Raw genomic sequence first — 14566 nt, forward strand, 5'->3', positions numbered from 1 at the left:
GCAGGCATTCGATCAGCGTTTAGCCAATCAAACGTCCCCCTTTGACGCGCAATCCTTTTTTGGCTAACTCAGGTGCAATCGCGCTCAGCGTGGCTAATGCTTCACCGCTGTGCGCGTGGCAGATCGCCACCCCTAATGCGTCGGCAGCATCAGGACTAGGTTTGCCTGAGAGCTTTAATAAGCGTTGCACCATATCCTGCACCTGTTCTTTTTTCGCTCGACCATGACCAACAACGCCTTGCTTCACCTGCAGCGCGGTATATTCAGCGACGGGTAAGTCGGCCCCAACGAGTGCACAGATGGCCGCGCCACGTGCTTGTCCCAGCAGCAAGGTCGATTGTGGATTGACATTGACGAAGACGATTTCAATCGCAGCACAGTCAGGTTGGTAGGTGCTGACTACTTCAGAGACGCTCGCTAAGATTGTTTTTAGACGCTCAGGTAAGGACCCTTCAACGGTTTTAATGGTACCCGAGGCAACATAAGTGAGTTGGCTTCCCTGCTTTTGAATAATGCCAAAGCCGGTAGTGCGAAGACCGGGGTCGATGCCGAGAATTTTCATTGTGGGTCAGGTGTTCCAGTGTCGGCTGGATGGTTGTGGCGTGATGCGATGGGAGAATGATAGCCCAAACTGGCGGGATCTGGCAGCTTCGTCGCATTGATGGGATGCGGGAGATAGATGTCAGAGGTCCAAGCACGTCGGACACGAATCAAGGGCTGGACCATAGCGTCTTCCTAAAAAAAAGCCCCCAATAGGCATTGGGGGCGATATTTTCACGATGACACTGCGTGAGCAGATTAATGACGGAAGTGACGTGTTCCTGTATAGACCATCACAACACCGCGTTCATCGGCTGCATCGATCACTTCTTGATCGCGCATGGAGCCACCTGGGTGAATCACACACGTTGCACCTGCATCGACAACAACGTCGAGGCCATCGCGGAATGGGAAGAATGCGTCAGACGCAACAGCAGACCCAGCCAGTGTCAGACCTGCATTTTGTGCCTTGATGGATGCGATCCGTGCGGAGTCGATACGGCTCATTTGACCTGCACCCACGCCCAATGTCATTCCGTTACCGCAGAACACGATTGCATTGGATTTCACATACTTCGCCACGCGCCATGCAAACATCATGTCCGCCATTTGTTGTGGCGTTGGTTGCAATTTAGAAACGACGCGCAGTTCTTCTTGCAACACATTTTTCGCATCAGGTGCTTGCACTAACAATCCACCGCCGACGCGTTTGACGTCGTATTGGTTCACAGCATTGCCCAACGAAATTTCTAACAGACGCACATTTTGTTTTGCGGCAAAAATGGCTTTGGCTTCTGCTGTGAAAGACGGCGCGATCAATACTTCAACGAATTGTTTGGCAACGATTTCTGCCGCTTTACCATCGAGTTCACGGTTGAAGGCGATGATGCCACCGAACGCAGACGTCGGATCGGTTTGCAAGGCTTTGCTGTAGGCTTCAAACGGCGTTACACCGAGAGCTACGCCACATGGATTAGCATGCTTGACGATCACACAGGCAGATTCATTGAACGACTTCACGCATTCCCATGCTGCATCAGCATCGGCGATGTTGTTGTAGGACAGTTCTTTGCCTTGCAATTGCTTGTAGTTAGCCAATGCACCATCAACCGCTTTTAAATCACGATAAAACGCAGCAGATTGATGTGGGTTTTCGCCGTAGCGCATTTCTTGTACTTTGTCGAAATGCAGGTTCAGCGTTTGCGGATAAGCGCTGCGCGTTGTGTGTGCTTTGTCTTCGCCGAGGCTGGTCAAATAGTTGGTGATCGCACCATCGTATTGTGCTGTGTGAGCAAAGACTTTTTTTGCCAACGTGAATTTCGTGTCATAGCTCACGACGTTATTGTTGGCTTTCATTTCAGAGAGCACAATCGCGTAATCGCTTGGATCAACGATCACAGTAACGTCTTTATGATTTTTAGCAGATGAACGCAACATCGTTGGACCACCGATGTCGATGTTTTCAATCGCGTCTTCTAAAGAGCATTCTGCTTTAGCAACAGTTTGCTGAAATGGATACAAGTTCACGACGACCATATCGATCGTTGGAATACCGTGCTCTTCGAGCGCAGCGACGTGCTCAGGAAAATCGCGGCGGGCCAAAATACCACCGTGCACTTTAGGGTGCAGTGTTTTGACGCGGCCGTCGAGCATTTCTGGAAAGCCCGTGTAATCAGCAACTTCAGTCACGGCGAGACCGTTATCTGCAAGTAACTTCGCTGTACCGCCAGTCGATAAAATCTTGACACCGAGTGCCGACAATTCACGTGCAAAATCGAGCACACCAGTCTTGTCTGAGACGGATATGAGGGCTTGTTTGATCATGATGAGAATGAAAGAGTAAGGAAATCGGTGTCAGAGAGCGACATAATGTTGGGTGGATATGGCTTAAAGCAAACCGTGATGCTGCAATTTTTTGCGCAAGGTATTCCGGTTAATCCCTAACATGTCCGCTGCTTGGGACTGGTTGCTATCAGCGCGTGTCATGACCATTTCAAGCATAGGTTTTTCCACGGCTAATACGACCATATCGTAAATATTGGATGCAGGTTGCTCACCCAGATCACGGAAATATTTTTCCAGATTTTTGTGAACGGCGTCTTGGATGCTATCTTTGCTCATATTTTTATTGTCACTAATTGGTTATGCTGGCCAGCGAAAAGTCCACTTTTGGCGGACGTTCTGGCGCCATGGTTGTTACTGTGTTGCTCAGGTTTTACAACGAGTGCGCTATGCGGCCATTTTTTCTTCAAAGGGGCGGTATTGTAACCGTTCCCCAGCCATGCGATCAAAAAAATGACTGACTGCTGCTAACTGCTCGTTGCAATCGGTCAGGAGATTCATTTCTTGCCTGAATTCCTCACCACCTACCAGATCCTGTACGTACCAGCCGATGTGCTTGCGTGCCGTCCTAACACCAAGATACTCACCGTAAAACGCGTAATGCTCTTTCAAGTGGTTATCCATGAGACGCCGGACTTCACTGATCAGTGGTGGAGGTAAGTGTTCACCTGTGCGTAAGTAATGGTCAATTTCCCTGAAAATCCACGGTCGACCTTGTGCGGCGCGGCCTACCATGATGGCATCAGCACCGGTGTATTGCAAAACGAACTTCGCTTTTTCTGGTGTCGTAATGTCACCATTAGCAACAACCGGAATGCCAACAGCCGCTTTGACAGCAGCGATGGTGTCGTATTCGGCATCACCTTTGTAGCCATCGGCACGGGTTCTACCGTGTAGCGTCAGCATTTGGATGCCCGCTGCTTCGGCCATTCGTGCAATCGTTAGTGCATTTTTGTTGGAGCGATCCCAGCCAGTGCGGAATTTCAGCGTCACGGGGACATCCACAGCCTTTACAACGGCATCGAGAATCTGCCCAACAAGGCTTTCGTGTTGCAAGAGCGCAGAACCACACCACGCGTTGCATACTTTTTTGACTGGGCAGCCCATATTGATATCGATGATTTGCGCACCTTTATCGACATTGAACTTTGCACAGTCAGCCAACATGACAGGATCTGCTCCTGCAATCTGCACAGCCTTCGGCTCCATTTCACCTTCGTGATTGGTGCGTCGGGTTGATTTTTCGGTTTCCCATAATTTCGGATTTGACGCCGCCATTTCAGAAACAGCATAGCCCGCACCCAGTTCTTTGCATAATTGCCGAAACGGCCTATCTGTTACTCCAGCCATCGGAGCAACAAAAATATTATTACGCAAGACATAGGAACCGATTTGCACGATGAGGATCAGGGGAAATTTGAAGAAGCGCTATTCTACCTGAAACTTGCCTAAATAATTGGCAAAATTCCCCACGGTTTATAGGAATATTTATTTCTATGAATAGCTGTTTTAGATAGATTTAGACTTGCTATTCTAAATTAGCGATAAAAATTTGTTCTTCGTTATCTTCATCGCGCAATGTCTCGCTGATTTTATTGCGATGCAGTGAAAAAGAATGGCGATTTTTGCTTGATCGACAAAGTGATCACCTCAACATCGTGATCACTTTTTGTTTAGCATCGTCGCCTTTTTTCTAAGAGCAGATCATTTTTTTATGTATTTTGATTAATTTCATCGATTGCATCGGCATCGAGATGCGCGATGTCACCCCAAGAAATTAATTGCAAACGAGCATTTTCATAGTGAAAGCGATTAATGCTGGCGTTGTAAATGGTGACTTCCCGTGGGGCGTTTAAGGGGAGATCTTTTGAGGCGCGATAAGCACACTCTAACACGCCACCATGCGCCACGATGGCGATTTTCTTGCCACTGAATTGCTCTGCGTAGTGATTGAGGTGTGTCACGATACGCTGATGAAACTGACGTATGGTCTCGCCCTGGTTTTCTCCGGGAGGAAACGCCGCATCCGGATCGTGCGATTTCCATGCCGCATGCTCAATGGGAAACAGATGCGGTAAGTCGCTATACAATTGACCTTCAAAGCCACCGAAACAGCGCTCACGTAATCCCGCATCGAGCCGCGTGCTCAACCCCTGAAGCCGCGCGATTTCACCTGCGGTTTGTACGGCTCGCTGCAAATCACTTGAAATGATGGCATCTAACTTTTCATTTTGCAGCGCTGCAGCAAGCGCCTTGGCTTGGCGAGTACCTTCCCCATTCAGGGGAATGTCTAAGTGACCTTGCAGACGTTTGATCGCGTTCCATGCAGTTTCACCATGGCGTATTAATAAAATTTCAGTCATGAGGTAATGATTGTTATGCAGCGCGTTTGGTTTCTAACCAAAACGTGACCGGACCATCGTTGGTCAGGGAAACCTTCATATCCGCGCCAAACTGCCCGCTGGCAACGTACGGATGCAAGCGTTGAGCTTGCTGAAGAAAATAGTCGAACAATTCCTTGGCAATCGCCGGTGGCGCTGCTGGCGTGAATGAGGGGCGCGTACCAGAGTTCGTATCAGCGGCAAGTGTAAATTGCGGCACGAGTAATAAGCCGCCACCGGTCTCTTTAATACTGAGGTTCATCTTTCCCGCAGCATCAGAAAATACGCGATAGCTCAGTAATTTGGTCAGTAACGCATCCGCTTCTTTTTCTGTGTCGCCACGCTCTGCACAGACTAACACCATCAGACCAGCATCGATGGCGCCGATGGTGATGCCATCGACAACGACACTGGCCTGCGTTACCCGCTGTAATAATGCGATCATGCTGACAAGGTCACGCGGGCAAATTTACGTTTGCCCACTTGCAGGACAAATGTGCCCGCGTCCAGTTTCAGTCCTTTGTCACTGATCACGCTGCCGTCAACGCGAACACCACCTTGTTCCACCATCCGCAAGGCTTCCGATGTGGAGGCGCAGAGATTTGCTTGTTTGAGCAATTGAGCAACACCCACTGGTGCACCGCTCAGGCTGACTTCTGGAATGTCATCCGGAATGCCGCCTTTAGAGCGATTGACGAAATCGGCTAAGGCATCCTCGCCGGCTTGTTTACTATGGAAGCGAGCGACAATTTCTTGCGCCAGGGCGACTTTGATATCGCGTGGATTTTGTCCTTCAGCAACCGCTTTCTTGTAACTTGTAATTTGTTCTATCGAGGTGAATGACAACAAATCATAGTATTTCCACATCATTTCATCGGAAATACTCATTACTTTCGCAAACATGGTGTTGGCGGGTTCTGTAATGGCGATGTAGTTGTTTTTGGATTTTGACATTTTTTCAACACCATCCAGACCTTCCAGTAATGGCATGGTCAAAATGCATTGTTGTTCTTGTCCATAATCTTTTTGCAACTCGCGCCCAACTAACAGATTGAATTTCTGGTCGGTACCCCCAAGTTCGAGATCGGCATGCAATGCCACCGAGTCGTAACCTTGCATTAATGGATACAGAAATTCATGCACAGAAATTGGTGTGCCAGCTTTAAATCGTTTGGTAAAGTCGTCGCGCTCCATCATGCGGGCGACCGTGTATTTAGACGACAACTGGATCATGCCGCGTGCACCGAGGGGATCGCACCACTCTGAGTTGTAACGGATTTCTGTTTTGGCGGCGTCCAATACCAAACTTGCTTGTTTAAAGTAGGTCTGGGCGTTGGCTTCAATCTGCTCGCGCGTCAGTGGTGGACGCGTGGCATTACGACCAGATGGATCGCCAATCATGGAGGTAAAGTCGCCAATCAGAAAGATGACGGTATGGCCCAGATCTTGCAACTGGCGCATCTTATTGAGCACAACGGTATGACCTAAGTGCAAATCTGGTGCAGTAGGATCGAGACCCAGTTTAATACGCAAAGGCTTGCCAGTTTGCTCACTACGTGCGAGTTTTTGGGCGAATTCAGATTCAATGAGTAATTCGTCAACACCGCGTTTCGTCACAGCGAGTGCATGTTGAACCGCATCAGAAAGTGGCAATGTCGCCGGGGAGGAATTGGAATTTTGTACAGAAGTCATAGTTAATTTACATCACATTTTTTTGTAACACCGCTGGTCAGGTTTCGTATTCTGAATCCATAATCAGCGTTTGCCAAATTCTGGGTGTTGGTTTTATTGATGGGACCAGGCTAAGTTGTTTTATAATCCCGTCTTCGTTTGTCGCCGAGGTGTCTCTCCTAGTACGTTGAAATAGTTGATATTTATTTCACAAGAGGCACATCACTAAGGGTAGGTGTCGAGCACAATGTGCTGAACATTGTTCCACAGACCATGACGACAGCAACCACGAATTTTCGATTAAAACAGTTAATTTTAACTTATTGCATGCGTCCATTAGATAAATTCCTTCATTTCGCTTCTGGCAGAAGGCAGCTTTTCGGATCCAGTCGCGTTTCTCGCGCGGTATCGATTTCTGCTTTGTTCTTTGCCGTGTGCGCGATTGGCGCGGCCGCTGTTGCTCCGTTGGCGCCAGATGCCGCGGATTTGCCAGTCAAAAAAATTATCCAAGAACTGCCGCTTCCTAAGCTCGACGAACAGATCGCTGCCATTGAAGACAGCGAACAGCATTTTGTTCGTGAGGAAACCATCCGTCGTGGAGACACCTTGAGTGCATTGCTATTGCGCTTGGGTGTGGAAGACGAAGAAGCGGATAAGTTCATCAAGACCGACAGCGTTGCACGCGCATTACTGCAACTGCGTACGGACAAAGCGGTTCGTGTCAAAACCAATGACGAAGGTGAACTTGAATGGTTGCAAACGACCATCGTCGATGGTGGCGATAAACCTGCCCGTATTTTGGAAATTACGCGTGACAAGAACGGCCATTTTAAGGCGGTGGATTCCGAAGCGAATCTTGAGCGTCGTGTCGAAATGGCGTCGGGTAACATTGTATCGTCCCTGTTTGCGGCGACGGATGATGCCAATATTCCGGATAGCATTGCTTCGCAGATCATCAGCATGTTTGAAACCAACATTGATTTCCGCAAATTACAACGCGGCGATCAGTTTAATGTTGTGTATGAAAGCTTTTGGCAAAATGGCCAAAAAGTAAAAACAGGTCGTGTATTGGCAGGTGAATTTACGAATGCAGGTAAAAATTATCAGGCAGTTTGGTTTGATGAGGCCGCCGGTCAAGGTGGCTATTACACATTTGATGGTAAATCACTCAAAAAAGCGTTCCTGAAGTCGCCATTGGCATTCACGCGTATTTCTTCTGGTTTTTCGATGCGTGTGCATCCGATTTCTGGTCAATGGAAACAGCATAAAGGTGTTGATTTTGCGGCGGCGTTGGGTACGCCAATTCGTGCTACCGCGGATGGTGTCGTTGATTCGGCGGCGATGAGTGGCGGTTATGGTAACTTGGTGGTGATCAAGCATTGGGGTGGTTACAGCACGGCTTATGCCCACATGATGCGATTTGCACCCGGTATCCGCAAAGGGGCGCATGTGTCCCAAGGTGACGTCATTGGTTATGTTGGTGTGACTGGTTGGTCAACCGGCCCGCACGTTCATTACGAGTTCCGCGTGAACAATGATGCCCGTGATCCAATGTCGGTGGTTGTGACGAATGTCCAAGCGTTATCCAACACTGATTTGCCGCGATTTAAGGCCGTTGCCAATGATATGCATCACCGCTTTGATTTACTGCGCCCTGAGCGTCTGGCTCAAAATGGTAAACCAGCAGCGAGCTAAATCGATTCTGAATCATCAGGCCGAACTGCATGTTCGGCCTTTTTTTTATGTGAGCCGTCATAGATTGCCTAGGGAGGCTGAGGGTGTCGATGAAATACGTTACGTCTGAGGAAGGGCTGCCATCTTCCATCTATATCGGACTCATGTCGGGGACGAGTCTTGATGGTGTGGATGGCGTGTTGGTACGCCTACCCGTTGCCGCTGGAGAGCCCATGGCATTACTCGGCACTGCTTACGTTCCCTTTAACGAGGCACTGCGTTCAGAGGCTGCGCAATTGCAGCAAGCGGGTGACAATGAAATTCATCGTGAGGCCTCGCTGGCGAATGCATTGGCGCATGCTTATGCAGCGTGCGTGTCACAGCTATTAACGGCGCTATCTACGCCGCACCCACGAACCGCGGTCCGTGCCATCGGTGTTCATGGTCAAACCATTCGACATCGTCCCGAACTCGGCTTTACACGACAAACAAACAATCCTGCCTTATTGGCCGAGTTGACGGGTATTGATGTGATTGCAGATTTCCGTAGTCGTGACGTGGCGGCTGGTGGACAAGGTGCTCCCTTGGTCCCTGCTTTTCATCGGGCAATCTTTGCTCATGCAGGGCAATGTCGCGTGGTGGCGAATATCGGTGGCATTAGTAATATTAGTGTCCTTGGTGAGGATGGCACGACAATCGGTTTTGATACCGGACCGGGCAATGTGCTCATGGACTATTGGATTGGACGCCATCAGCATCGCAGTTACGACGCGGATGGTGCGTGGGCTGCGCAAGGTATCGTGAACACAGCCTTATTACAGCGGCTGATGGCTGAGCCTTTTCTGGGATTGCCCCCACCTAAAAGCACCGGGCGCGATTTATTTCATACCGATTGGCTACAAACACATTTACAGCATTTCCCGACGATCGCTGCGGTCGATGTGCAAGCGACTTTATGTGCCTTTACTGCACACAGTCTCGCGCAAGCAATCGTTCGCAATGCGACGCAAGCGGAGACCGTCTATGTCTGTGGCGGTGGCGCTTACAATGCAACACTGATGCGTTCGTTGCAGGCGGCATTAACCGAGGCCGGATCCGACGCGCAAGTCCAAAGTACGGCACAATTAGGTGTTGCGCCGGAACATGTTGAGGCTCTCGCCTTTGCTTGGCTGGCGCAGCAGTTTTGTTTGCGTCAGCCGGGTAATTTGCCGGCAGTGACAGGCGCGCATGGTTCACGGATTCTTGGTGCGTTGTACCCAGCATAGCTGGATGGTCTCGGTGTCGGTTGCAAAAACAGCCAGTTGATATCGAGGTGCGCTGGAATGTATGACGTCTTCCATACTTACTCACTACTTTTATGCCACATTTTATTTATATCGCTGACCCCATGTGTTCTTGGTGCTATGGATTTGGTCCTGAGCTCACGGCACTTATGAACGAGACACCTAACGCAAGCCTCGAAATTATTGTGGGTGGTTTGCGTGCTTATAACAAGCAGGCCATGGATGACGCGCAGCGCACGATGATTCGCGGGCACTGGCAGCATGTCGCAGAAGCGAGTGGATTACCGTTCTCAGACGTCGGCATGACACAACCTGGGTTTATTTACGATACAGAGCCCGCTTGTCGCGCCCTCGTTGCGACTAAAATCATTGCAGATCATTTGAACGGTCAGCAATTACTTCAAGTATTTCACGCGATTCAGGCTGCATTTTATGCGCAGGGCCGCGATATTACGCAAACATCGGTGTTAGCCGAGGTCGTTGTTAATGCGCTCAATAACATCGATGGTGAAGATAGTTATGACCAAGAAAGTTTTATAGAAACCTTTGTCTCGCCACAATGTATGTCAGACGTTCGTGCTGAATTTGAGCAGTGCCAGCGTTGGGGTATTCGTGGATTTCCCGGCTTACTGATTGTGCACAACGAAGCACTGCATATGATCGCTGCTGGTTATACCAAAATCACCGAATTACGCGCTGCGATCAAGCATGTGTTGAGTCAACAATAATTCTGCTCGTCCAATCATCAATCTACTTCAACATCGTCGATAAGCCCTATTTCTATGACGCTTTCATCTCCTTCTTCTCATCTTCCCCGCATTCAAATCGCTCCGAATGGACCGGAATTTTCTCGTGTCGTCCTTGGTTTATGGCGGTTGGCCGATTGGCGTATGTCGCCGCAAGAGCGCGTCAGCTTTCTGAAACAAGCACTTGATCTGGGCATCACTACGATCGATCAGGCGGATATTTATGGTGACTACCAAAGCGAAACTTTGCTGGGCGAAGCTTTACAACTGGCACCAGAATTGCGCCACCAGTTTCAATTCGTCAGTAAGTGCGGCATTAAACTGATCTCCGCAGCGCGTCCAGCACACGGCATTCAACACTACGATACGAGCCGTGCGCATATTATTGCTTCGGCAGAAAATTCATTGCGCGCGATGCAGATTGAACAACTGGATTTATTGCTCATCCACCGTCCTGATCCGCTGATGAACGCCGATGAAATGGCTGACGCTTTTGATTCCCTGCAACGTAGCGGTAAAGTGCGGCATTTTGGTGTCTCCAACTTTACGCTGTCTCAATTTGAATTATTGGCATCACGCTTCCCTCTGGTGACGAATCAAGTCGAATTGTCGCTCTTGCATCTCAATCCGCTGCACGATGGTACCTTGGACTTATGTCAGCGATTGCGCATCGCGCCGATGATCTGGTCTGCGTTAGGGGGAGGGGATTTGTTCCGAGCATCGGCAGCGACAGATCCGCAAGTGGTCCGTGTCAGAGAAGTACTCTCTGCGTTGTCTGCTGAGTTAAATTTACCTGCGAGTACGATTGCCTTGTCTTGGATTTTGCAGCATCCCTCTCGTCCACTGGTGCTGACAGGCTCGGGTCGGGTCGCTGCGTTGCAAGAGGCGGCGTTGGCTTGTCAACATACCTTATCGCGCGAACATTGGTTCCGATTATGGTGTGCTTCCGCAGGCAAGGGTGTTGATTAGGATCGACGTAACGAGGCAAGCATTGAGGGATCAATCGGGGGAGCGAAGACGCTTCCCCGATTGTTTATGCGACGTAAAATAAAATCGCGAAATACTGTGACATACTGCCTGCGAGAACAAACAAATGCCAGATGCCGTGACCATGTTTGAGTTTTTCATCGGTGGCATAAAAAATGATTCCTACCGTATAAAAAACGCCGCCGAGTGCCAGCCAATAAAATCCATTGTGTAAGATGGCGATGAGCGGCACGATAACGGCGATGGCGAGCCAACCCATCATGACGTAGATGGCGAGTGATAACCATCGCGCGCCTTTGGCGAACAGAATTTCTTGAACGATGCCAATCACGGCGAGTCCCCATTCCAGTCCAAAGATAATCCACCCTGAATGCTCTCGCAGCGTCACTAGGGTGAACGGTGTATAGCTACCAGCGATCAGCAAGTAAATGGCGCAATGATCTAGTTTCTGAAAGACATTTTTCGCTTTTCCACGCAGGCTATGGTAGAGCGCGGATATCGCATACAGTAAAAAAAGCATCGCCCCATAAATGCTAAAGCTCACAATTTTCCAGGGATCACCAAGCCGTGCACCCACTGTAATGAGAACGGCCGCACCGCCAATCGCTAATGCAGCGCCTGCGAGGTGGGTAATGCTATTGAACTTCTCTCCGTAATACATAAAGCAACGATCCTGTGATGACGATTGAGTGAACATTGTGCACCAAGTTGCGCTTTGGCGTTGGCTACCTCGTCCCGTCGGTGACTTGATGGTTCGCAATGCATGTGCAATAAGAGGTGCAATAAGAGGTGCAATAGGAGGTGCAATGGAGCGTCCAGTCGCCTCATCGCCCACACATAAAAAAACAGAGCAGACGCATTGAGGATGCGCTGCTCTGACCTTTTGTCTCAAACGAGGAAGACGCTTTAGTGTGCTTTAAAGCGCTTTAGGAAGTTTTAGGACGTTTTTTGGGTGTCAGGCGTCTGAAACGTCGATTGCATCCAATTGATAAAGATGTCGACTTCCGGCCGCAACACGGGTTGCGCTTCATGTACAAGATGATAAGCGTGCGGAGGCGTTGCGAGTTGGGTGTCGAAGAGTCTGACCACTTCGCCAGATCGAATCATGTCTTCTGCAAAATGCTGCCTTGTTAAACCGACGCCATGGCCATGCTTGATTGCCTCGAGCAATAACCCGAGATCATCAATACGCAAGCCGTTTGCGGGTTCGGGCCAATCTAATCCTGCTACTTCGAACCAAGGCTGCCATGGCTCCAAGGCAGAACGCAACAAATTGGCATGGCGTAAATCAGCGGGGGTCTTGATGGGTGGAATTGTTTTTAAATAGCCGGGACTAGCAACAGCAAAGCTGGGTTCGACGAACAATTTTTTGGTGACCAAGTTCGGATATTCGCCCGCGCCAAACCGCACTTCAACATCGCTCTCCGATAAACTCAGATCATAGAGAGGAACAAACAAATACACCTCGATTTCAATATCGGGATATTTCTTTGCGAAATCAGCCAGGCGTGGCATGAACATATACCGAGCAAAGGTCGGTGGAACCGTGACTTTGACGCGCATCTGATTCTGCGTCACTTTATTGGGCAAAGGGAAATCAGATAAGGTCCGCAGTGCTGCTCTGACGACATCTAAATAACGGCGACCAAATTCGGTGAGTGTGACGCTACGTCCTTCACGAACGAACACGCGTTCACACAGATGCTCTTCCAGTAGCCGGATGCGGTGTGACAGCGCAGAGGGAGTAATACAGAGCTCTTCAGCAGCAATTGCAAAAGAACCAAAGCGCGCCGCCGCCTCGAAGGCCGAGAGTGCATGCACTGGGGGAAGTCTTGTTGCCATTCTTTATCCTGATGTCTTCTTTGTTATGACGTGATGAGCACATGGATCGTCCGATCAACGGTGGTCGGGAATGATTCATGTTGCCGTATTTTTACTGCACCGGTATTACTGCATCAGTACGCATATGCTGTCGGTCGCCTCAAGACTGCGCACCCTACGCAAGGTGTCGCCGCTAGGAACCCATCTTATGGATGTTGAGATCAATACCACGGGTGTGATATTTGTTGTGTTGCATTGGGCTCTGTTATCGACATTTCCTCTTGAGTTCGTGGGCGATAGCAGCCTGAGATATGTCGTATGATAGCGTGATTTTGGCTGTCAATTGCAGTTTCGCACGCCCCAAACGCTAAACATTATTCTGTTTTTGGTGAAATTGTCTACCTAATGAGTCACCAATGCGTGGCGTGTCGTCGGTTTGTGACGTTGTTTCTTTTTGTCCTGACCAACGATGATGGTGCTCGTGCATTCTCGCCGTTTTTGGCTTATCCTCAGCGACTTCTTTATATTGAAAATAATTATGGGTAATCGACTCTCAAAAATTGCAACGCGAACAGGCGATGCGGGGACCACCGGACTTGGGGATGGCAGCCGAGTAGATAAAGATGCATTACGTGTGCATGCCATGGGGGATGTCGATGAATTAAATTCGCACATCGGCGTCCTGCTTTGCGAGCCGTTGCCGCCAACGATGAAGCACGAATTAGTCTCTATCCAGCACGATTTGTTTGATATGGGTGGTGAGTTGTGTATCCCTGGCTATACCTTAATTACGGATGCACAGGTCGCACGGCTTGATGCATTATTAGAAAAATACAACGCCGATTTGCCTCCACTCAAGGATTTCATTTTGCCCGGAGGCTCTCGCGCTGCTGCGATCGCGCATGTTTGCCGTACCGTCTGTCGTCGCGCAGAACGTGCCATTGTGAGCGTTGGGAAAAGTGAAGCGATCAATGATCATCCACGCCAATACATGAATCGCTTATCTGATTTGCTCTTTGTTTTATCGAGAGTGCTCAATCGCGTTGATGGTGGAAACGATGTCTTGTGGGAAAAAGATCGCCACCGTTAAAATGGAGGTTGAGGGCGCTCACTTGTCAGACGACGAGTGACGCGCCAGCAAGCGGGATAGTGCCGCGCGAAGTCCTGCATTTTGCGCGTTGTCTTCGATGGTTTTTTCGAGATGGCTCAATGCTTGCAGGGCTGTTGTTGGGATCGCTAACTGCTTGACTGGTGGCGGTTTTTCAACAACGCGCTTCACTTGTACTTTGATGCGGATTGCGTTAATCTGCCAGCCGCGTTGCTGTAATTGTAATTGTAATTTTGGACATTGTTGTTTGAGCTTTGTCGCAATGGCAGCGTTGGCTGCACCCAAGACAAGTTCGCCGTCAGCGACTTGCATGACTTCACAATGTTCGAACAAGGACGATAAGATCGACTCGCAATCTTTTTGCAGCGCCAAATTGCGCTGGATTGCGGGGAGCAACGGAGCGAGTTTATCGTTTGCACGCAAAAAATCACTCGCGCCGCTCGTCATGGAGACGGCGCGGCCACGTTTAATATGGATACGATTGGGTGGTGGTAAAGGTGCTGACATAATGCA

The 14566-nt window shown here is 49.4% G+C and carries 16 protein-coding genes; 5 read left to right on the forward strand and 11 right to left on the reverse strand.

All coding sequences use genetic code 11. The features are described 5' to 3' along the window. Positions 1–19: 19 nt before the first annotated feature. From ruvC to tyrS, 8 genes are all read right to left on the reverse strand, one after another. A complete protein-coding gene (gene ruvC / locus ACO0K2_RS00180; protein WP_423014528.1) occupies positions 20–562 on the reverse strand; it encodes a crossover junction endodeoxyribonuclease RuvC in 543 nt (180 codons plus the stop codon). Continuing rightward, positions 559–726: a hypothetical protein gene (locus tag ACO0K2_RS00185; protein ID WP_423014530.1), complete on the reverse strand. Its 168-nt coding sequence runs from the start codon at positions 724–726 to the stop codon at positions 559–561. Before ACO0K2_RS00185 ends, ruvC begins: the two co-directional genes overlap by 4 nt. A 72-nt stretch (positions 727–798) precedes the next feature. Next, positions 799–2364, reverse strand: coding sequence for a bifunctional phosphoribosylaminoimidazolecarboxamide formyltransferase/IMP cyclohydrolase (gene purH, locus ACO0K2_RS00190; protein ID WP_423014532.1), 1566 nt, complete (start codon positions 2362–2364; stop codon positions 799–801). A gap of 63 nt (positions 2365–2427) precedes the next feature. Continuing rightward, positions 2428–2661, reverse strand: coding sequence for a helix-turn-helix domain-containing protein (locus ACO0K2_RS00195; RefSeq protein WP_423014534.1), 234 nt, complete (start codon positions 2659–2661; stop codon positions 2428–2430). Between the two features lie 108 nt (positions 2662–2769). Next, a complete protein-coding gene (dusB, locus tag ACO0K2_RS00200) occupies positions 2770–3780 on the reverse strand; it encodes a tRNA dihydrouridine synthase DusB (protein WP_423014536.1) in 1011 nt (336 codons plus the stop codon). Between the two features lie 314 nt (positions 3781–4094). Next, the gene (locus tag ACO0K2_RS00205; RefSeq protein WP_423014538.1) at positions 4095–4745 is read right to left on the reverse strand and encodes a histidine phosphatase family protein; all 651 of its coding nucleotides are present in this window, start codon (positions 4743–4745) and stop codon (positions 4095–4097) included. A gap of 13 nt (positions 4746–4758) precedes the next feature. Further along, a complete protein-coding gene (gene dtd, locus ACO0K2_RS00210; RefSeq protein WP_423014540.1) occupies positions 4759–5208 on the reverse strand; it encodes a D-aminoacyl-tRNA deacylase in 450 nt (149 codons plus the stop codon). Beyond that, positions 5205–6455 (reverse strand): tyrosine--tRNA ligase, encoded by a 1251-nt coding sequence (tyrS, locus tag ACO0K2_RS00215; RefSeq protein ID WP_423014542.1) that lies wholly within the window; start codon positions 6453–6455, stop codon positions 5205–5207. The genes dtd and tyrS overlap by 4 nt, the downstream gene beginning before the upstream one ends. Positions 6456–6761: 306 nt before the next feature. On the opposite strand from tyrS, the gene ACO0K2_RS00220 reads away from it, so the two are divergent. The 4 genes from ACO0K2_RS00220 (at position 6762) to ACO0K2_RS00235 (ending at position 11106) form a co-directional block, all read left to right on the forward strand. After that, the gene (locus tag ACO0K2_RS00220; RefSeq protein ID WP_423014544.1) at positions 6762–8129 is read left to right on the forward strand and encodes a peptidoglycan DD-metalloendopeptidase family protein; all 1368 of its coding nucleotides are present in this window, start codon (positions 6762–6764) and stop codon (positions 8127–8129) included. Between the two features lie 89 nt (positions 8130–8218). Further along, a complete protein-coding gene (locus ACO0K2_RS00225) occupies positions 8219–9373 on the forward strand; it encodes an anhydro-N-acetylmuramic acid kinase (protein WP_423014546.1) in 1155 nt (384 codons plus the stop codon). 122 nt (positions 9374–9495) lie between these two features. Next, the gene (locus tag ACO0K2_RS00230) at positions 9496–10119 is read left to right on the forward strand and encodes a DsbA family protein (RefSeq protein WP_423016099.1); all 624 of its coding nucleotides are present in this window, start codon (positions 9496–9498) and stop codon (positions 10117–10119) included. Between the two features lie 54 nt (positions 10120–10173). Beyond that, positions 10174–11106 carry an aldo/keto reductase gene (locus ACO0K2_RS00235; RefSeq protein WP_423014548.1) on the forward strand — a complete coding sequence of 311 codons (933 nt, stop codon included), beginning with the start codon at positions 10174–10176 and terminating at the stop codon, positions 11104–11106. Between the two features lie 64 nt (positions 11107–11170). Here the strand turns inward: ACO0K2_RS00235 and trhA are convergent, their stop codons facing one another. Together trhA and ACO0K2_RS00245 are read right to left on the reverse strand one after the other, a co-directional pair. After that, on the reverse strand, positions 11171–11785 hold the full coding sequence (gene trhA / locus ACO0K2_RS00240) for a PAQR family membrane homeostasis protein TrhA (protein WP_423016101.1): 615 nt from the start codon (positions 11783–11785) through the stop codon (positions 11171–11173). Positions 11786–12060: 275 nt separating this feature from the next. After that, positions 12061–12966: a LysR substrate-binding domain-containing protein gene (locus tag ACO0K2_RS00245; RefSeq protein ID WP_423014550.1), complete on the reverse strand. Its 906-nt coding sequence runs from the start codon at positions 12964–12966 to the stop codon at positions 12061–12063. A gap of 517 nt (positions 12967–13483) precedes the next feature. Between ACO0K2_RS00245 and ACO0K2_RS00250 the strand changes: the two genes are divergently transcribed. Continuing rightward, positions 13484–14035 (forward strand): cob(I)yrinic acid a,c-diamide adenosyltransferase, encoded by a 552-nt coding sequence (locus ACO0K2_RS00250; protein ID WP_423014552.1) that lies wholly within the window; start codon positions 13484–13486, stop codon positions 14033–14035. An 18-nt stretch (positions 14036–14053) separates the two neighbouring features. Here the strand turns inward: ACO0K2_RS00250 and ACO0K2_RS00255 are convergent, their stop codons facing one another. Next, the gene (locus ACO0K2_RS00255) at positions 14054–14560 is read right to left on the reverse strand and encodes a DciA family protein (RefSeq protein ID WP_423014554.1); all 507 of its coding nucleotides are present in this window, start codon (positions 14558–14560) and stop codon (positions 14054–14056) included. Positions 14561–14566: the final 6 nt, after the last annotated feature.

Source organism: Undibacterium sp. MH2W (assembly GCF_049340215.1).
Lineage (GTDB): Bacteria > Pseudomonadota > Gammaproteobacteria > Burkholderiales > Burkholderiaceae_D > Undibacterium.